This is a genomic window from Bacillus sp. 17RED48, from assembly GCF_019837545.1.
Classification (GTDB): domain Bacteria; phylum Bacillota; class Bacilli; order Bacillales; family Bacillaceae_G; genus Bacillus_A; species Bacillus_A wiedmannii.
The window spans coordinates 685776-702731 of the sequence record NZ_JADAXG010000003.1; the positions used below are offsets into that span (position 1 = coordinate 685776).

Sequence of the window (16956 nt, forward strand, 5' to 3'; positions counted from 1 at the left end):
AAAGTTCGTGAAAGGGGATGCGTCGGGTGGATAAAAAAGATAATCCGAACGATTGGCCTGTATGGGCGAATGAGTCAGTAGAGATAGTGAATGCAAATCCTGATTGGCAAGATAAAGGCCGATATGAAGAACGGCAACTTTATGAACTGCTTACTCCTCTCGGTATTAGCAAAGTAATACATATAGGAAGTACATCCATACCTGGTTTACCTGCAAAACCTATCATTGATCTAATGGCTGAAACAGACTCATTTGATAGAGTGCTCGATATTTCAGCAAAATTGGCTATATATGATTGGCATTATGTAGGCCCGGAATTAGATGAAAGACCTTGGAGAAGGTTCTTTGTGAAAGTGAAGAATAATAGGCGTGTAGCTCATCTGCATTTGATGGTTAAAGGAACTGAACGATGGGAGCAACAACTTTTATTTCGTAACCGCTTACGAGAAAATCCACAATTAGTTTATGATTATTCAAATCTAAAGCAAGAGTTAGCAAAAAAGTTTAACCAAGATAGAGAAGCATACACAAAAGCTAAAACAGAATTTATTAAACAAGTTCTAAAATGATTTAATTTTTGATTGTAACTACGTTTGAATATAAATGAAAAAAATACTTTATTTTATAGCCTAAACTTACATGAAATGCATGTAAACAAAGTGAGAGACCGCGAAGTTCTAATGTATTTCCTTTTATTTATCAGGATAAATTATATATAATTGAATCAAGTTCATATAAGGATAGGCAATTACAGGGGATAAGGCGGAAATAAGTTAATAAAGTAAAAAGGGGACAGGAAATATAATGAATGAAGTACTAGAATTAAAAGAAGAACTACTACAAATTAAAAATAATAATTATGCTGTACCAGAAGACGTAGATGCATATCCATATGCGCAGTGGATGCTAGATTATATCGGTTCACCTGATGCTGAATTACGTGATGATTTAATTTATAGTACGCTTCACACATGGATTACAAATGATGTGTTTAGACAAAAAGAATTAAGAGGGTTAATGCTACAAGCGATTAGTCCTGATTATTTATTTTATAAAATTGGTGAAAAGGGCACAGACTCTGTATTTAAACGTGCATTCTCCGTATTAATTCCGCCACTTATTTTATCTGTTCATGAAAGAGAACCACTGTTATCTGAAGAACAACTATACAGTGTGGCAGAACAAGTGCTGGAATATGTATATTTAGAAGAAGATGTAAGAGGATACGTAGAAGGAAAAGGCTGGGCACACTCTACGGCGCATGCGGCTGATGCACTAGATGCGTTAGCACGTACAATACAAAATCGTGAGTTTTCATATGCAATACTAGCTGCTGTTCGTCAGAAGGTTCGATTGAGTGATTACGTATATGTACACTTTGAGGATGAAAGATTAGTAGCGCCAATTATGTCGTTACGTAACCAAAATATTTTAATTGGAGAAGAGTGGAGCAATTGGCTACATAGTATAGCAACTGTTGAAGACATCCGACATCCGCAGCATGCTATTTTAGTACAAAATATTAGAACTTTCTTAAGAAGTTTTTATTTTAGAGTTTTAGAGGCAGAAGGTAGTACAGCCTTTACAGATGATATATTGGAGACTTTGAAGGGTTTGCGTAGGTATTAAAAATAGTCCATCCTTAGAAACAATGAATAGATATTAATTTTGAAAATTTATAAGAAATTTATTTTTATATTGTACCCTTTCAATATAGTTTGAAAGGGGTGTCAAATGAAAAAATTATTAAAGTCAGTGAAAATAATATTTTTAATGTGTGTTAGTATGATTTTCTTTGGAACAGGCGCTGTATTTATATATCATAACTATCAATTAAAAATGGAATCGAAATTAATGAACAATGAAGGCGAACTTGTTAATTTCGACAATAAAAAAGTGAATGTTTATAATGAGGGGAGCGGGGAGGATACGTTTGTATTTATGGCCGGATCTGGAATTGCCGCTCCTGTTTATGAATTGAAAGGCTTATATAGTAAATTTTCGAAAGAAAACAAGATTTCTGTAATTGAGAGAGCGGGTTATGGATACAGTGATGTTTTTCAAGATGATAGAGATATTGATACGATATTAGAACAAACGAGAGAAGCGCTTATTCGAAGTGGAAATAAACCACCTTACATTTTAGTACCACACTCTCTATCGGGTATAGAGGCTATTTATTGGGCACAAAAATATCCAAGTGAAGTAAAAGGGATTATTGCGTTAGATATTGGTTTACCTAAACAGTACGTGACTAATAAAATAGGTATGGTTGATTCATTAAAAATAAAAGGGATGAATATTTTAACGAAAATTGGTTTTCAGAGATTAGCTCCCTCTATTACTTATAATCCCGAAGTCATTCGTCAGTCCTTTTTAAACGAACAGGAAAAAGATATTTATAAAGCGCTTACGTATAAGAGGGCTTTTAATGATGATATGAAGCAAGAACTTTTACAAAGCTACAATAACGGTAAAAAATCAAATTCTTTATCGATCCCAAAAGAAACACCTATGTTATTTATAGATGCGATTGCTAGGCAATATAAAGATTCGAAGTATACAAAGCAAAAAAACGAAGATTATAAGGAGTTTGCTAGCAAGTTATTATTAGCTGATGTAAAAATAATTGAAGGTACACATAGTATTTATTTATATGCTCCTGATGAAATATACAAAATTGCTCTGGATTTTATTAAGAATAAAGTAGTGAAGAACAAAGCAATTGTTATTTTAGCGATGAAAGGTCTACATAATGAAAGTATATAACATATTAATTGTTGAAGACGATTTGATTATAGGAGATTTATTACAAAAAATTTTACAGCGTGAGAAGTATAATGTGTGTTGGGAGAAAGAGGGAAGGAAAGTTCTTGATATAATTCATGTAATAGATTTAGTCATAATGGATGTTATGTTACCAGGCGAAGATGGTTATCAAATTACAAAGAAAATAAAAAATCTAGGATTAAATATTCCAATTATATTTCTATCAGCTAGGAATGATATGGATAGTAAACTAAAAGGTTTGACCATTGGAGAAGAATACATGATAAAACCTTTTGATCCTAGAGAGTTGTTGTTAAGGATTCAGAAAATGTTAGATAATCAATATGGTACGTTCACGCAAATTAACCATTTATTTATAGATGCAGAATATAAAAGAGTTTTTATGAATGATTTGCGTAATGAAGTTGCTTTTACAGCAATTGAACGAAAAATATTCTTCTATTTATATGAAAATAGAGATAGAATTTTATCTAAAGAACACTTCTATGATTACCTATGGCAACTCGAAGATAGAAATCAAAATATCATGAACGTACATATAAAGAAAATTAGAACCAAAATTGATGATAAAACAGGTGATATTATTCAGAACATATATGGAGAAGGGTATAGATTAAATACCTATATGAAGAAATGAACTTAAAGAAAAAATATCAGTTACTATTATTCTCCGCTATTATTAGCGTACCACTATTATTGTTGTCAATTAGTATCTTTGCATCAGTTATTTATAATGTTGTCTTTAAAATTAAAAATCAGAACATTCCTTTTCACGAATCCTATGCATATCCTACGATGTTAATAATATTTTTATTATCACTATTAATATTAGCTTTTGTATTTTCAAAATCGATTAACACAGTATTAAATAAAATTAATGTATTAAATCAAACGATTCGAGATTTAGCTAGTGATAAGAAAATCCCTAATATAATAAATGTTAAAAGCGATGATGAAATGGGAGAGCTGATTAAATCAGTGAACTTGCTTATAGAAAGAACAACTTATAGAGAATTAGAACTACAACAGCAGGAACAAATAAAAAAGGAACTATTAAATAAATTACGGCATGATATTAATACACCCTTAACAGCGGTCAGATTACAATTATATTATTTAGAAGGTGAGTACAAGGAACAAGCACCAGTACTTGAATCAATGTATGAGCAGATACAATATATAAGTGATTTAACTAACGAATTTAATATTCAATCTACAGAGACCTTAGAGAATACTTATATTGTGAATGATGAAGTTAATATACATAATTTAATAGAAAATATGATTAAAAAATGGAGCTATTTGTATAGCATTCATAAAATTGAATTAGTATATAATCCACAAGATAAAGAGTTGATATGGAATAGTAATGAGTTATGGATTCAAAGGTTATTTGATAATATTTTTCAAAATGTCCTTAAACATTCAAAAGCTAAAAAAATCAAAATTATTATAGATGAAGATATGGTTTCCTTTAGAGATAATGGGATTGGGTTTGATATAAATAGTAAAGGTACGGGACTTGGTTTGAAAAATATTGAAGATATATCAAAGATGTTCGATATAAAATACACTTTACAATCAAATAGTGAGGGTACTATGTTTTCATTTGAAAATACAAAAGTTTAGAGCAAATTACATAAAATCACCCCCTCCCAACCATACTAATAAAATGTGTTGGAGGTGAATGTTATGGATAAAAAAGACTTTGAAAAAGTTTATAATGATTACTTACATCAAGGAGAAGAACAAGCTCAATTTGAAGTAGACCATGAAGTCAATTCAGGAGCAGAACAAATTGTTGCCGTTCGTAAAAATGATGATGGTGATTTAATAGCGTTTAAAACAAGTAGCGGGAGAGAGTTAGATTATGTAGCTGCTCTTAGTGAAGTAAAATCAGGGAAGTTAGCTCATGTGGACGTATTTCATAAGTATGGTAGAGATATTATACGTAGTGAACCGGATGGAATAAAAGAAAATAACTTAGATAATTTACCTTCATTTTAAAAGGGTAAACTTCAAGAAGAGAATGTTCATTTGGATATTCTCTTCTTTGTTTTGCGAAGTTTTCCTAGCAAATAGACGATTCATTTTTAAAGTGCGATCATACTTTTAAAGAGCTCTCTAAATTTCTCTTTATCTTCTGCTGTAAATGGTTTCGGTCCCTTTGTACGTTTACCACTTTTTCGAACCATTGCACTTAAATATCGTGTTTGTAACAATTGTTCAATGTTATCATTCGTATACTTATAGCCTTTATGATGTAGCACGATACAGCCTTTTGCTAAAGCAAGCGAAGCAAGACCGTAATCTTGCGTTACGATTAAATCTTCTTTTTTTGCTAACTGCATTATGCGGTAATCCGCAGCATCTGCTCCGGAATCAACATAAATTGTTTCCACACCTTTTGGTTGTTCTGCATTAGAATAATGAGAAAAACTAGTAACGAGGGTTACAGGGATTTCTGCATTCGTAGCCTCTAAAATAATTACATCTTTTACAGGACAAGCATCTGCATCAACGTAAATTTTCATTTTTATCACTCCTATAACTAGGTTCGTGTTGATAATAATGGTAGATTTTTCTTTTGTCAAACGATAAAGCTTTATGTAAAGTCATTTTCCACAAACTAAAATAGCTTCTCGCAAACGAGAAATACCTTCCTCAATTTGATTAATATTCACTTTTCCATAAGATAAACGAATATAACCATCTTTCGCACCGAAAATACTACCGGGCATAAAGGCGATTTCTTGTTTTAAACTTTGCATAATGAGTTGTTTTTCGTTTATCGGTTCTTTTAATTTTCCCCATATGTATATACCGCCAGTCGGGTTTGAAAAAGAGATTTTATCGTGAAGTTGCTCATTTAGGGCGCGAACGATAACGTCTCTTTTTTCTGCTAATTGTTTTCGTAACGGTACGATATGAGACTGAAATGGTACAGTTTCGAAAAATTGTTGCATAAGCCACTGCGGGAAAATGCTCATACCTAATTCCATTTGGTGCCTTGCGTCAGATAACCTTTCTACTACAGACTGCGGAGCGACAAGCCAGCCAACTCGTAAACCTGGTGCAATCATTTTAGATAAGGAATGTACATAAATGACAGTTCCGTTTTCATCAATCGATTTTAAAGTAGGGCAAGGTTGTTTCTTTTCTAACGTAAGTAAGCTGGACGGATCATCTTCCACAATCGCAATTCGTAAGTCTGCGCAAAGTGATAACAGTTTTTTTCTACGGTTTGGATGAAGCATTGTGCCCGTAGGATTTTGGAAGTTTGGATTTAAAAATATCATTTTAATACGGTGCTTTCTATATAACTCTTGCACATCGTCTGGGTTAATACCGTGTTCATCGACAGGTAATGGGAAAATACGAATACCTGCTGATTGGAATAACGGTAAGGAATAACAGTGTGAAGGACTTTCGAAAGCAACTGCATCACCTGGATTTAATAAACATTGTACGATAAGGTGAAGTGCTTGCTGTGCGCCAGATGTAATCATTATGGATTGTTCAGTCGCTTCAACTTTTAAATATTCTTTCATATATTTTACGACCGCTTGTCTTAGCGGGAGATAGCCTTGCGGATGATCATAACTTAATGAATGCGTTAACGGTTGTTCTCGTAAAATTGTCTGTAGTTGATCGTGAGGATAAAGGTTACAACCGAGCTCGCCGTTTGCGAAATCAATGATATTTTCATTTTGTTGTACTTCTGCCCGAATATGGCGAAGTAACGGTAAGTTTGGTAAAAAAGTACCACCTTCTACGAAATTTCTCCAATTCGGAGTTAATGTTGGAGAAACGCCCCACATATGTGTACTTACACGTGTCCCTTTACCAGTCGTACTTTCCACAATCCCCATAGCACGTAGTTCATTATAAGCAGTCGTTACCGTACTTCGGTTTACATTTAACTGCGTAGCTAATTTCCGTTCGGAAGGGAGGAAGCTTCCAGGAGGAAGTTCTCCGTATGTAATACGTTTCTCAATAAAGTCAACTACTTGCTGATAAATTGGGATTTTACTGTCGTTATCTAGCTTCCATTCCATACAAACGCCTCCGCATCTCTTATATACATTAAGTATAACAAATTGGCTGGGGAAAAAAACAGCCAATTGGACGGTGCTATATCCAGCCAATTTTACTATGCTAAATATGGAAGGGGAGATTCGGATGAAACGATGGCAAATGGAGTGGCTCCTAGTATCAGTAGCATTAGTATGGGGAGCAAATTATACAATTGGAAAGTATGGCGTGGCATATATGTCATCCATTCAATTTAATAGTTTACGATTTTTAGTAGCATCTCCGGTGTTATTACTTATTACATTTTTAATGGAACGCTCATTACGTATTGAAAGAAAAGATTGGTTACGACTAGTAGCAGTCGGTATCGTTGGTACGGCAATGTATCAAACGATGTTTATGCTATCTGTGAAATATACTTCAGCAACGAACGCCTCATTATTAATTGCGATGTCACCTATTTTTACAGGGATATTAGCAGTATTGCACAAACAAGAACGTTTTTCGATGAAAGTACAAATAGGTTCAATAATAGCGTTTATTGGTGCAGCATTCGTTTTATTAACAGGACATATAGGAGGAGCTACTTACGAATATGCGTGGCTCGGAAATGTAATTGGATTAGTCGCAGCAATTGCGTGGGGATGGTATCCAATATTAGCGCAACCTCTTATTACAAAGTACTCCGCAATGAGAGTTACATCATGGTCTACTTTAATTGGAATTGTACCACTAGTTATATACTGTTTATTCAATGTAAACTCTTTAACATGGCCAGTAGATACGCCAAGCTGGGGTTCACTAGCATATTCAATCATCTTTGCGACCATCTTCGGACTAGCAATGTGGTATGTCGGTATTAGTCAAATAGGCTCAACGAAAGTAATGGTTTATATGTATCTCGTACCATTGTTCGCAGTTATCTTTGCGGCAGTTACAATTGGAGAGCAAATTAATATGATGCAGCTCGTTGGCGGTCTTATTATCTTTATCGGTTTATATGTTGTAAAAAAAGGCGGAATCAAAAAGCCTGCACTTAATTTGAAAAAAGTAAGTTAGTAGTAAAAAGGATCTCTTTCATATAGAAGGAGATCCCTTTTGTTTTCGTAATAAAAGAGCTTGCTCAACGGCTCATTTTTGATGATCATGAATGAGAAGCTCTACAGCAAGTAAAGGAGACATCCACCTTAGAACATGATCATCCTCACAGTTTTCAGTTTGTTTCTGCACCATGTTCGCAATATAAAAGAACCCGTCATTTAAATAATATATATCTTCCTTTTCTGCATAAAAATATCGAGCCGCATTACCGATATATTGATCAATTTCAATTGCCCATCCTAATTCCTCTAGTAGTTCACGGTGCAAACACTCTTCTTTTGTTTCATTACCTTCCATACCACCACCAGGTAAAAAGTAACGGTCTGCTTTTTGGATAACAGCAATCATTGAAGAAGATGAATGGAAAATAACTGCATAACAACTAGGTCTTAATACATAATGAACGGTACGCTTTTTCGAGCTAAACGTAAGTTTTGAAATCATAAAACACGACCTTTCTCTATAAAATACATAAAAGGGATATTAAGGTAAATGCAGAATGATATAAGTATAATCTTAATAGATTGGAGTGGTAACAACATGATAAATCGAAAATGTTCAAGGTGTAAAGAGATAACGGGTACAATACATGGGGGTAAAAAAATTAAGGAAGAATTTTTATGTGAGGACTGTTTGCAAAAAGGAATTGCGAGCGGGGAAATCGAATTATCACAAGTGGAGAAAGAACAAACTTCGTATCTTTCTATAAAAATATTAAAAATAATGAGTGTTATTTATTTAATAGTATCAATTATAACCGCTTTTTCTGCTGGAGCATTTATACAGGATCCAGGGCTTGGTGGAATATCTTTTTCAATAACAGGTGCAGTTGGTGTTATGATAATTGGATCGATATTTCAGTCTGTTCTTGTATTTTGTGGAATATGGGTATTCATCCTTTTAGTAGAAACGGTTATTAAAATTTATGAAAAAATGAAGTGAGTGAAAGGGAGAAACATATGCAAGTAAGAAACATCCAAGGGGAAGATTATGTAAAGATTCATTCTGTTTTAAATGATTGGTGGGGCGGTAGAGATATGGCTGCTATGTTGCCAAAACTGTTCTTCGTTCATTTTCAAGAAACGAGTTTTATCATTGAAGAAGATGGCGAAACGTTAGGTTTCTTATGTGGATTCTTTTCACAAACATATAAAGATGAAGCATATGTTCATTTTATCGGTGTCAATCCGAAGTATAGAAGAAGAGGAATTGCATCGACATTGTATTCTTATTTCTTTGATATCGCTCGTGCAAATAATCGTAAAGTTGTAAAAGCAATTACGTCACCAATTAACAAAAAGTCGATACAGTTTCATCAAGAAATCGGTTTTCGAATTGATGCCGGGGATGATGAGATAGAGGGTGTATCGGTACATACAAATTATGATGGGAATGGCGGTAGTAGAGTTTTGTTTTTGAAAAATGTATAAAAGTAGGCTAGCTTAACGTTAGCCTTTTTGTTGTGAGGAGATAAAAGTATGGAGAGTAAACAAAGTAGAAATGAGTACTTAAGACGCATTTATAAGGTACAAGATTATATAGAATCAAACATAAATGATTCAATTTCAATTGAAGAGCTAGCGGATGTAGCAGGATTTTCAAAGTTTCATTTTCATCGGATTTTTAAGGGGATCGTAGACGAGCCATTATCACGGTATGTAAACCGATTGAAGTTAGAAAGGGCAACGAATCTACTTACATATCGCACAGATATGACGATTACGGATATCGCTTACCATTTTGGTTTTACAGATTCAGCAGTTTTCTCCCGCACATTTAAAAATTATTACGGAGTAAGTCCGTCTCAATATCGAAACCACAATAGCAAGAATTGCAAAGACGTAAGCGGAACTTCTCAATACAATGAGTGTAAGAAGGTTCGAGGAAATGTTGAAATTGTATCAGCAGACGATATAAACGTCGCATACATAAGGCATATCGGTACATATGAAGAGTTAACGATTGCTTTTCCAAAAATGATAGAGAAACTATTTTATTACGCATCGAAGCAAAACTACCATGTATTCGAGGATACGAAAGTATTAACCATTTATCATGATCATCATGAATTTACAGAAGACAATCATTTAAGAACGAGTCTTTGTATAACAATTCCGAATGAATCCGCAGTAGAAACGAGTGACATTGGAATAATGGTAATACCTTCAGGCAAGTATGCGATAGGCCATTTTGAAATATTCCAAAACGAATATAAAGGAGCATGGGATTTCTTATACGGCGAGTGGCTACCAAATAGCGGATATAAACCGAGAAATTCGTATCCTTTTGAAATGTATAAAAATGACCCAAAGCAGCACCCGGAAAATAAACATATAGTTGATATATATGTACCTATCGAACCTTTTTAATCATTGATTAAGGGGGAAGAACAATGCAAACTGCTGAAAAGTTAGATCAGATTATAAAAGAAGAATATGAAAATATGAATGGTATGTTAGTAGTACAAAAAGGTGATGTTATTTTTGAAAAATATTATAACGGTCACGGTCCAGATGATGCATTTCATATAGCGTCAGTCACAAAAACGATTATTTCTGCGTTAATTGGACTATGTGTAGATAAAGGCTATATAAAAAGCGTTGATCAAAGAGTAATAGAATTTTTCCCGGAATATAACGTTAATTCATCTGAAATAACAGTACGACATCTTCTTATGATGAAAGCTCCACATCCTTTCGTAGACTGGCAGGAACCGTTAGAAGAACTATGTACACAAGAGGATTGGATACAGTATACACTTAATAGAATGGGGAATGGCGGAGAAATCGGATCTTTTAAATACTCATCTGCAGGAGCTCATATACTATCAGCGATTATAACGAACGTAACAGGAAAAAGTGCGCGTGAATTTGCGAATGAGTACTTATTTCAACCACTCGGCATGAGAAAAATCCCAAACTACAATATGAAAGCATTTGGATTCGATGACTTATTCGGAAAAGATGTAAAAGGATGGGTTCATGATCCAAATGGTATTTCGACAGGCGGCTGGGGACTAACGTTAACAGTTAAAGATATGGCTAAGTTTGGACAGATGTTTTTGAATGAAGGTATTCATAATGGAAAACAAATACTATCAAAATCATGGATAAAAGAATCGACAGAAATGAACCAAAATCAATATGGTTACTTATGGTGGTTACGAGAAGAGGCTGGAATCTTTTCATACTGTGCAATGGGCGATGGTGGGAATTTGATTTGTTGTATTCCGAAGAAGGATTTGGTTGTAGTAATTGCTTCTGAAGTTATGCCGAATGTACGGGATAGATGGGAATTGATTGTGAAATATATTCTTCCTTATACAGGATCAAATAAATAACGGAAGCAAAAAGATGGTGTGAATGGGAGTTTCATACCATCTTTTTCTTTTATGACGGAAAGTTCAGAGCAATGTAAGGGTTGTGTGGAAAATGTAAAAATTAGGATTTTTTAATATGAGATTATTTTTTTATGTATAATGAGGACAAGGCCTGAAAATACTTAAATATTTAAGTGAATATTTTAAACAAGGGAGATTGAGTTTATATGAAAAACTTACTTCAAAAAACTCTAGCTACTACAGGGCTAACTGCTTGTTTATTAGGTATGGTTTCTTCCGTTTCATTTGCTTCGATTAGTTGGGATTCTTATGGGAAATGGGAAGGGAGCGGAGGAAAGGCTACCGGACACGCCTACACTGCGCAAACAAATGAACCTCATTTTTACAAGATGACTGTAAGGGCTAGCTTTGATGATGGGTCTTCTAAAGAGGTAGAAAAGAATAATGCTAAAATTACAGATCGTGTGAACGTTAAAGTTTCATCCAGAGGGCCAATTACCACTGGTTATTCGGGTCATGAATGGGTAATGAAAGGGGATAGTGCCTACACCTCTAAGGAAATGGTAATTAGATAACAATCAACAAAAACCGTGAAAAAGGATAAATACCTTTTTCGCGGTTTTTAAAATGAGGAGGATATATGAATTTAGTATTAAAAGAAATAGTGGTAAACAAAGCAATATTCATTATGTTATTTATTGCGTTTGTATTGACAATATGGCCGATACTTATAGCAATGTCGACGAAAGATTATTATGATGAGAAATTTTATGATAGAAAAAATGGTTATTTTAATTATTACTATTCCGTTCAACTTACTAATATAGGGGAATTAAATTTCAAACAATTCCAGACGTTAGTAGAGACTGATTTTAAAAATGCTAGTGTTATTACAAATGATATTCGTATTACTATTCCGGGTATCGGCCGAGCAACAATGAATGGTCTCCTTAATAAAAATTGGTCTCCACCTTTGCTAAAAGGTTCTCAGATGGAACAAAATGAAGAAAATAGTGTAATAGTCGGGAAGAAGATTTATAAGGATACGGAAACAATAAAACTATTTAATAAGGAATATACAGTTAAAGGTGTAGCTGGAGCAAATACTGGATATGAGTATAATATTAAAATTTACGTCGCTTTATATGATATGCCAGATGAAGTGAAAAAAATGATCCAAAATGAAAATACATTCCAAATGATCGTTCGTTCTAACGAAAACCCTATAAAGGAAATAAACACTTTCATACAGCATATAAACCAGAACAATAAAGATATAAATGCCAAAGTGATAAGTGAAAAAGAGAATTTTGAGAAAGAAAAAAACTCAAGTAAAGCTGTGAAAGAGTTATTAAGTTTTCCATTTAGGCTTTTTTGTATAGCTTTAATTACCAGTATAATAGTAAGTTATTATTGGATTTATACGAAGAAAAAAAGTCTTTCGCTAAGGAAATCTTTGGGAGCAAGTAATGTAAATCTTTTTATTTTTATATTTAGTCAATTATTTTTATGTGCAATCATCGCATCAGCCTGTGCGATATGCATACAATGGATTTTTAGCACTTTGAGTGAAAGTATTATAGAGTCTACAAGCTATAGCATTAGTTTACAGCCTACTCATATTGTAATGTGTGTATTTCTTTCACTTAATATAGCTTTTATCCTCTCTGTTATACCATTTGTATATGTGCTTAAAAGTGAACCTGCTAAAGCATTAAAGGAGTAAAAATGATGAGAATAAAAAGTGCGTTCATAGCATTAAAAAAGAGATTTCTATTTTCGGTACTTCTTCTAATACAGATTACATTTGGATTAGCAACTATAACGAGTTCAATTAATGTATTTTATAATTTACACCATCTAAACGATAAATCCAGCTCAGCATTAAATGTGGATAAAACATATTTAGTTACTTTTGAAAGGACGACAGATAGGTTACAAAGCAATCAATTTAATAAAGAGCAAATTCAAGCGGTTTATAATACAATTCATCAAAATAAAGACGTGATTTCGTATGGTACATACGAGGAGAGTTTAATTGAAATAGAATCAAGTAATAGACCACTTCAAAACAATATGATTGCTGATTTGAAACATAAAACGTTTCACGATGAAAGACCTACTGTTCAAACAATTGTTGTAGATGAAAATTACTATAAATTATTAGGTTTACATTTAAAACCTAAAGAGGGTTTCTTGCATGAAGATTTTCCAAAAAATAGTGAAGAAAAAACAAAAGTATTAATGGGTTCTTACTTTAAGAAATATTTTCAAGTTGGGGATACAATTAATAATCAATATACAATTATAGGCTTTTTACCAGAGAATAAATTTATCGTAGATAATAATACAACGAACGTTTATTTGAAGTTGGATTACGCAATGATAATGCCTATGTCATCTAATAGATATGAAAATTATGAAGGAATGTTTTTAAGACTGCATCAAAGTACAGTTTTACATTTACGAAAAGATGCAGATGTAAAGAAACTAGAAGAATCAATTCAACTTAAAGGAAACGGTGGAACGTTTCATTTGAAAAATTTAGGTGATGAAATAAATATAGATGTTACTCTTAACAGCTATTCTGAATTACCTCAACTTATAGTAGGAATCTTATTCATTCTATTCTCGATCGTCGGAATGGCGGTAACAACCATCGTTTCTATCTTAATGAGAAAGAGGGAATTTGGTATAAAAATAGTTTTTGGCGAAAGTAAATTTGGAATGTTTATTCAAATTGTTTTAGAAAACATTATTGTAGCAATAGCGGGCTTAGGAATGTCAATAGCTTACTTTTCATGGAGGTATGGGAAGCTGCTGCAAATGTCAAAGGATTTTAAAGCAGTATCGGCATTAGACTTTAAATTGGACATGCCTATATTATTTTTAGTATTTCTTTTCTTATTATTGATCATCATTGTCTCGAATGTAATTGTTTTCTTATTTATTAGAAAACTCGAACCGAAAACATTAATAGGTGGGATGGAATAATGGGTTTAATTGAACTAATAGATATTAAAAAGGTGTATAGTAACAAGAATCACAATACGTTCGCCTTAAACGGTATAAACTTAACAATAAATAAGGGTGAAATTATAGCAATAATGGGGCGATCAGGCTCAGGGAAAAGTACACTATTAAATGTTATAGGGTTAATTGATATGCCAAATGAGGGTGAATATACGTTAAATGGAAAACCATTAAATGAAATTAGAGCGAATAAAGTTCATAAAACAAGAAATGAAATGATTGGATTTATTTTTCAATATTTTGCATTGTTAAAAGAACATACTGTACTGGATAATGTAGCACTACCACTCACGTATAGAAAGCTAAGGAAACGAGAAAGAGAAAATAAGGCGAAGTTCTATTTAGAAAAAGTAGGTTTAAAAGAACATATGCATAAAACACCGGACGAGTTATCAGGTGGACAACAGCAGCGCGTCGCAATTGCTAGAGCGTTAGTAGGCGAACCAGAATTAATATTGGCTGATGAACCGACTGGAAATTTAGATAGAAAAACAGGAGAAGAAATTATGAGCTTGCTATTACAACTGAATGAAGAAGGACGAACAATTATTATTGTAACGCATGATATGGAAGTAGCGAATAAGTGTAATAGAATTATTGAGTTAGTTGATGGGGAAATTGTGCAGAGTTAGTAATTCAACAAATATACAGTAAAATAATTATATCTAATTTAAGAATCCGTATTGATTAATTTTTCAAAATGGATTCTTGTTTATTTGTAGAATTAAAGTAAAATAACAAATTCCCCGTAACTTTCCAGCACAAAAAATCGTTTAACAAAAGAAAGGATTTTTAATCACGAATGGGGGAGAACCATGAAGATTTTAATACTAGGTGGTACACGATTTTTGGGAAGAGCTGTTGTAAAAGAGGCTTTGAACAGAAGGCATGAAGTTACATTATTTAACCGCGGAACAAACAAAGAAGTTTTTCCTGAAGTGGAGCAGCTTATCGGTGACAGAAGTGATGATGTATCAAGTTTAGAAAATCGAAAATGGGATGTTGTCGTGGATACGTGTGGGTTTTCTCCGCATCACATTAGAAATGTTGGAGAAGTACTGAAAGATAATATTGAACACTATATATTCATCTCTAGCCTTTCCGTATATAAAGATTGGATTCCGCATGACATAAAAGAAGACTATATATTACAACCTGAACCAATGGAAGAGCAAATAAAGGCTGTAGAGAATGGTGAAATATCTCCTTATGAGCATTATGGTGCACTGAAAGTATTATGCGAAAAAGAAGCAGATAAATATTGGCCAGGGCGTGTTTTACACGTAAGAGCAGGACTTCTTTCAGGAATGTTTGATTATACAGATCGACTAACATACTGGATTCAGCGTGTAGCAAAAGGAGGTAAAGTGTTAGTACCAGGCAGAAAAAATCGTCCAGTGCAATTCGTTGATATAAAAGATGTCGCGAGCTTTGGACTCAACATGGCAGAAAATAATAAAGCAGGTACATTCAATGTTACAGGTCCAAATTATGAATTGACGATGGAAGAGCTATTAAATACGTGCAAAAAGGTTACGAATAGTGATGCCGCATTCGTTTGGATAGATGAATCGTTTATGAATGAACATAAAGTGCAGCCTTGGACAGAGATGCCACTATGGCTTCCTGAAACTTTTTTATTAGAAGGTGAGACAAAGCCTTGGAAAGGTGGTTTTTATATTAGTATTGAGAGAGCTGTTAAAGAAGGACTTACTTTTAGGAAATTAGAACATACAGTTACAGATGTGTATGAGTGGATGAAGAGTGTGGACGAATGGGAATTAAAAGCAGGTATTTCAATTGAAAGAGAAAAGGAGCTGTTAGATAAGTGGAATGAAACAAAGAGAGTGTAAATAAGGATTCTATGAAAACAGGACTCTGTCTATTGGTTAAACAGAGTCCTAATATTTATCTCGGTTCTTCCCCATACATTTCCCATAACCTAGGAAACATCTTTTTCAAACCTTTTTCGTCATCTTCATTCCAGTCAAACTCGATATCTATATCGTCGAATTTTTCATTAGATAAGACAGGATAAAGTGTAAAGTAACTATATCCCTGTAATGATAAAAAATCAGAAGATTCAAAAACTATCGAATGAAATAGAAAAATTTAGTAATCTTATTTGTACAGCACATACATAATAGTTTTATAGCGATTTTCAAATAAAGTATAGGGGGCAATCGGTATGGATCTAACATTTAAAGTTGAAGAAACATGTTTTAATTATCGGGTCGGAGCAATTTGTAAACATGATAATAAAATACTCATTCTGCAAGGTGACGGTGAAGATTTTTGGTACGTACCAGGCGGAAGAGTGAAAATGCTAGAAAATAGTGAAGATGCGTTACAACGAGAGTTTGCAGAAGAACTAGCTGTTCCTATTAAAGGGAAGAGATTAATATGGTCAGTAGAAAATTTCTTTACACTTTCTGAGAGGAAGTTTCATGAGATTAGTTTTTATTATGAAGTAGAGCTACAGGAGTTACCTGCAAATGGAGCGGATCAATATATTTTGGAAGAAGAGGGTGGAACATATCTATTTAAGTGGGTGCCGGTAGAAGAGTTACATGCATATAACTTACAGCCAGCATTTATAAAAGAGAAAATAAAGGATATCGCAGTTCATACAGAACATATCGTTTTACAAAAGTAAA

20 protein-coding genes and 1 pseudogene are annotated in these 16956 nt (G+C 33.4%); 17 read left to right on the forward strand and 4 right to left on the reverse strand.

Going from position 1 to position 16956, the window contains the following annotated elements; translation table 11 throughout:
- Positions 1 to 26: 26 nt before the first annotated feature.
- From ILT06_RS16295 to ILT06_RS16320, 6 genes are all read left to right on the forward strand, one after another.
- Complete coding sequence (locus ILT06_RS16295; RefSeq protein WP_002168100.1) at positions 27 to 569, forward strand: GrpB family protein; 543 nt, start codon at positions 27 to 29, stop codon at positions 567 to 569.
- 235 nt (positions 570 to 804) lie between these two features.
- Positions 805 to 1629: a DUF2785 domain-containing protein gene (locus tag ILT06_RS16300; RefSeq protein ID WP_098103113.1), complete on the forward strand. Its 825-nt coding sequence runs from the start codon at positions 805 to 807 to the stop codon at positions 1627 to 1629.
- A gap of 105 nt (positions 1630 to 1734) precedes the next feature.
- Entirely contained in the window at positions 1735 to 2769 is a 1035-nt protein-coding gene (locus tag ILT06_RS16305; RefSeq protein WP_222655301.1) for an alpha/beta fold hydrolase, read from the forward strand.
- A complete protein-coding gene (locus tag ILT06_RS16310) occupies positions 2756 to 3427 on the forward strand; it encodes a response regulator transcription factor (RefSeq protein ID WP_064475677.1) in 672 nt (223 codons plus the stop codon). Before ILT06_RS16305 ends, ILT06_RS16310 begins: the two co-directional genes overlap by 14 nt.
- Positions 3424 to 4419, forward strand: coding sequence for a sensor histidine kinase (locus ILT06_RS16315; RefSeq protein WP_088048313.1), 996 nt, complete (start codon positions 3424 to 3426; stop codon positions 4417 to 4419). Before ILT06_RS16310 ends, ILT06_RS16315 begins: the two co-directional genes overlap by 4 nt.
- A 63-nt stretch (positions 4420 to 4482) precedes the next feature.
- Complete coding sequence (locus tag ILT06_RS16320; RefSeq protein ID WP_098103115.1) at positions 4483 to 4797, forward strand: DUF3892 domain-containing protein; 315 nt, start codon at positions 4483 to 4485, stop codon at positions 4795 to 4797.
- An 86-nt stretch (positions 4798 to 4883) separates the two neighbouring features.
- Here the strand turns inward: ILT06_RS16320 and ILT06_RS16325 are convergent, their stop codons facing one another.
- Both ILT06_RS16325 and pdxR read right to left on the reverse strand, forming a co-directional pair.
- Positions 4884 to 5324, reverse strand: a complete 441-nt coding sequence (locus ILT06_RS16325) for a YaiI/YqxD family protein (RefSeq protein WP_064475674.1) — start codon at positions 5322 to 5324, stop codon at positions 4884 to 4886.
- An 81-nt stretch (positions 5325 to 5405) separates the two neighbouring features.
- Positions 5406 to 6848: a MocR-like pyridoxine biosynthesis transcription factor PdxR gene (pdxR, locus tag ILT06_RS16330; protein ID WP_064475673.1), complete on the reverse strand. Its 1443-nt coding sequence runs from the start codon at positions 6846 to 6848 to the stop codon at positions 5406 to 5408.
- Positions 6849 to 6972: 124 nt separating this feature from the next.
- Here pdxR and ILT06_RS16335 point away from each other — a divergent pair, with 124 nt between their 5' ends.
- Positions 6973 to 7884, forward strand: a complete 912-nt coding sequence (locus tag ILT06_RS16335) for a DMT family transporter (RefSeq protein WP_088048314.1) — start codon at positions 6973 to 6975, stop codon at positions 7882 to 7884.
- Between the two features lie 72 nt (positions 7885 to 7956).
- Here ILT06_RS16335 and ILT06_RS16340 read toward each other — a convergent pair whose 3' ends face one another.
- The gene (locus ILT06_RS16340) at positions 7957 to 8370 is read right to left on the reverse strand and encodes an NUDIX hydrolase (RefSeq protein WP_098103116.1); all 414 of its coding nucleotides are present in this window, start codon (positions 8368 to 8370) and stop codon (positions 7957 to 7959) included.
- Positions 8371 to 8466: 96 nt separating this feature from the next.
- Here ILT06_RS16340 and ILT06_RS16345 point away from each other — a divergent pair, with 96 nt between their 5' ends.
- The 9 genes from ILT06_RS16345 to ILT06_RS16385 all read left to right on the forward strand — a co-directional run bounded on the left by ILT06_RS16345 (position 8467) and on the right by ILT06_RS16385 (position 16152).
- Positions 8467 to 8868: a DUF3980 domain-containing protein gene (locus ILT06_RS16345; RefSeq protein WP_000610481.1), complete on the forward strand. Its 402-nt coding sequence runs from the start codon at positions 8467 to 8469 to the stop codon at positions 8866 to 8868.
- A 17-nt stretch (positions 8869 to 8885) separates the two neighbouring features.
- On the forward strand, positions 8886 to 9356 hold the full coding sequence (locus ILT06_RS16350; protein ID WP_088048315.1) for a GNAT family N-acetyltransferase: 471 nt from the start codon (positions 8886 to 8888) through the stop codon (positions 9354 to 9356).
- Between the two features lie 48 nt (positions 9357 to 9404).
- On the forward strand, positions 9405 to 10295 hold the full coding sequence (locus ILT06_RS16355; protein WP_088048316.1) for an AraC family transcriptional regulator: 891 nt from the start codon (positions 9405 to 9407) through the stop codon (positions 10293 to 10295).
- A gap of 23 nt (positions 10296 to 10318) precedes the next feature.
- Entirely contained in the window at positions 10319 to 11266 is a 948-nt protein-coding gene (locus tag ILT06_RS16360) for a serine hydrolase domain-containing protein (protein ID WP_088048317.1), read from the forward strand.
- A gap of 206 nt (positions 11267 to 11472) precedes the next feature.
- Positions 11473 to 11841 (forward strand): hypothetical protein, encoded by a 369-nt coding sequence (locus ILT06_RS16365; RefSeq protein ID WP_088048318.1) that lies wholly within the window; start codon positions 11473 to 11475, stop codon positions 11839 to 11841.
- Between the two features lie 65 nt (positions 11842 to 11906).
- On the forward strand, positions 11907 to 12992 hold the full coding sequence (locus ILT06_RS16370; RefSeq protein WP_098103117.1) for an FtsX-like permease family protein: 1086 nt from the start codon (positions 11907 to 11909) through the stop codon (positions 12990 to 12992).
- A gap of 2 nt (positions 12993 to 12994) precedes the next feature.
- Positions 12995 to 14260: an ABC transporter permease gene (locus tag ILT06_RS16375; protein WP_179194429.1), complete on the forward strand. Its 1266-nt coding sequence runs from the start codon at positions 12995 to 12997 to the stop codon at positions 14258 to 14260.
- Positions 14260 to 14931 (forward strand): ABC transporter ATP-binding protein, encoded by a 672-nt coding sequence (locus tag ILT06_RS16380; RefSeq protein WP_000522857.1) that lies wholly within the window; start codon positions 14260 to 14262, stop codon positions 14929 to 14931. The genes ILT06_RS16375 and ILT06_RS16380 overlap by 1 nt, the downstream gene beginning before the upstream one ends.
- A 183-nt stretch (positions 14932 to 15114) precedes the next feature.
- Entirely contained in the window at positions 15115 to 16152 is a 1038-nt protein-coding gene (locus ILT06_RS16385; RefSeq protein WP_064475665.1) for an SDR family oxidoreductase, read from the forward strand.
- 55 nt (positions 16153 to 16207) lie between these two features.
- Here the strand turns inward: ILT06_RS16385 and ILT06_RS33285 are convergent.
- Positions 16208 to 16351: pseudogene (locus ILT06_RS33285) on the reverse strand (DUF4240 domain-containing protein); the annotation flags it as partial.
- A 136-nt stretch (positions 16352 to 16487) separates the two neighbouring features.
- Here ILT06_RS33285 and ILT06_RS16390 point away from each other — a divergent pair.
- Positions 16488 to 16955, forward strand: coding sequence for an NUDIX hydrolase (locus tag ILT06_RS16390; RefSeq protein ID WP_088046655.1), 468 nt, complete (start codon positions 16488 to 16490; stop codon positions 16953 to 16955).
- Position 16956 lies beyond the last annotated feature (1 nt).

Excerpts from the sequence above, each read along its gene's own strand:
- ILT06_RS16300 (WP_098103113.1), top strand. The coding sequence starts at position 805 with ATGAATGAAGTACTAGAATTAAAAGAAGAACTACTACAAATTAAAAAT.
- ILT06_RS16305 (WP_222655301.1), top strand. The coding sequence starts at position 1,735 with ATGAAAAAATTATTAAAGTCAGTGAAAATAATATTTTTAATGTGTGTT.
- ILT06_RS16310 (WP_064475677.1), top strand. The coding sequence starts at position 2,756 with ATGAAAGTATATAACATATTAATTGTTGAAGACGATTTGATTATAGGA.
- ILT06_RS16315 (WP_088048313.1), top strand. The coding sequence starts at position 3,424 with ATGAACTTAAAGAAAAAATATCAGTTACTATTATTCTCCGCTATTATT.
- ILT06_RS16320 (WP_098103115.1), top strand. The coding sequence starts at position 4,483 with ATGGATAAAAAAGACTTTGAAAAAGTTTATAATGATTACTTACATCAA.
- ILT06_RS16325 (WP_064475674.1), bottom strand. The coding sequence starts at position 5,324 with ATGAAAATTTACGTTGATGCAGATGCTTGTCCTGTAAAAGATGTAATT.
- pdxR (WP_064475673.1), bottom strand. The coding sequence starts at position 6,848 with ATGGAATGGAAGCTAGATAACGACAGTAAAATCCCAATTTATCAGCAA.
- ILT06_RS16335 (WP_088048314.1), top strand. The coding sequence starts at position 6,973 with ATGAAACGATGGCAAATGGAGTGGCTCCTAGTATCAGTAGCATTAGTA.
- ILT06_RS16340 (WP_098103116.1), bottom strand. The coding sequence starts at position 8,370 with ATGATTTCAAAACTTACGTTTAGCTCGAAAAAGCGTACCGTTCATTAT.
- ILT06_RS16345 (WP_000610481.1), top strand. The coding sequence starts at position 8,467 with ATGATAAATCGAAAATGTTCAAGGTGTAAAGAGATAACGGGTACAATA.
- ILT06_RS16350 (WP_088048315.1), top strand. The coding sequence starts at position 8,886 with ATGCAAGTAAGAAACATCCAAGGGGAAGATTATGTAAAGATTCATTCT.
- ILT06_RS16355 (WP_088048316.1), top strand. The coding sequence starts at position 9,405 with ATGGAGAGTAAACAAAGTAGAAATGAGTACTTAAGACGCATTTATAAG.
- ILT06_RS16360 (WP_088048317.1), top strand. The coding sequence starts at position 10,319 with ATGCAAACTGCTGAAAAGTTAGATCAGATTATAAAAGAAGAATATGAA.
- ILT06_RS16365 (WP_088048318.1), top strand. The coding sequence starts at position 11,473 with ATGAAAAACTTACTTCAAAAAACTCTAGCTACTACAGGGCTAACTGCT.
- ILT06_RS16370 (WP_098103117.1), top strand. The coding sequence starts at position 11,907 with ATGAATTTAGTATTAAAAGAAATAGTGGTAAACAAAGCAATATTCATT.
- ILT06_RS16375 (WP_179194429.1), top strand. The coding sequence starts at position 12,995 with ATGATGAGAATAAAAAGTGCGTTCATAGCATTAAAAAAGAGATTTCTA.
- ILT06_RS16380 (WP_000522857.1), top strand. The coding sequence starts at position 14,260 with ATGGGTTTAATTGAACTAATAGATATTAAAAAGGTGTATAGTAACAAG.
- ILT06_RS16385 (WP_064475665.1), top strand. The coding sequence starts at position 15,115 with ATGAAGATTTTAATACTAGGTGGTACACGATTTTTGGGAAGAGCTGTT.
- ILT06_RS16390 (WP_088046655.1), top strand. The coding sequence starts at position 16,488 with ATGGATCTAACATTTAAAGTTGAAGAAACATGTTTTAATTATCGGGTC.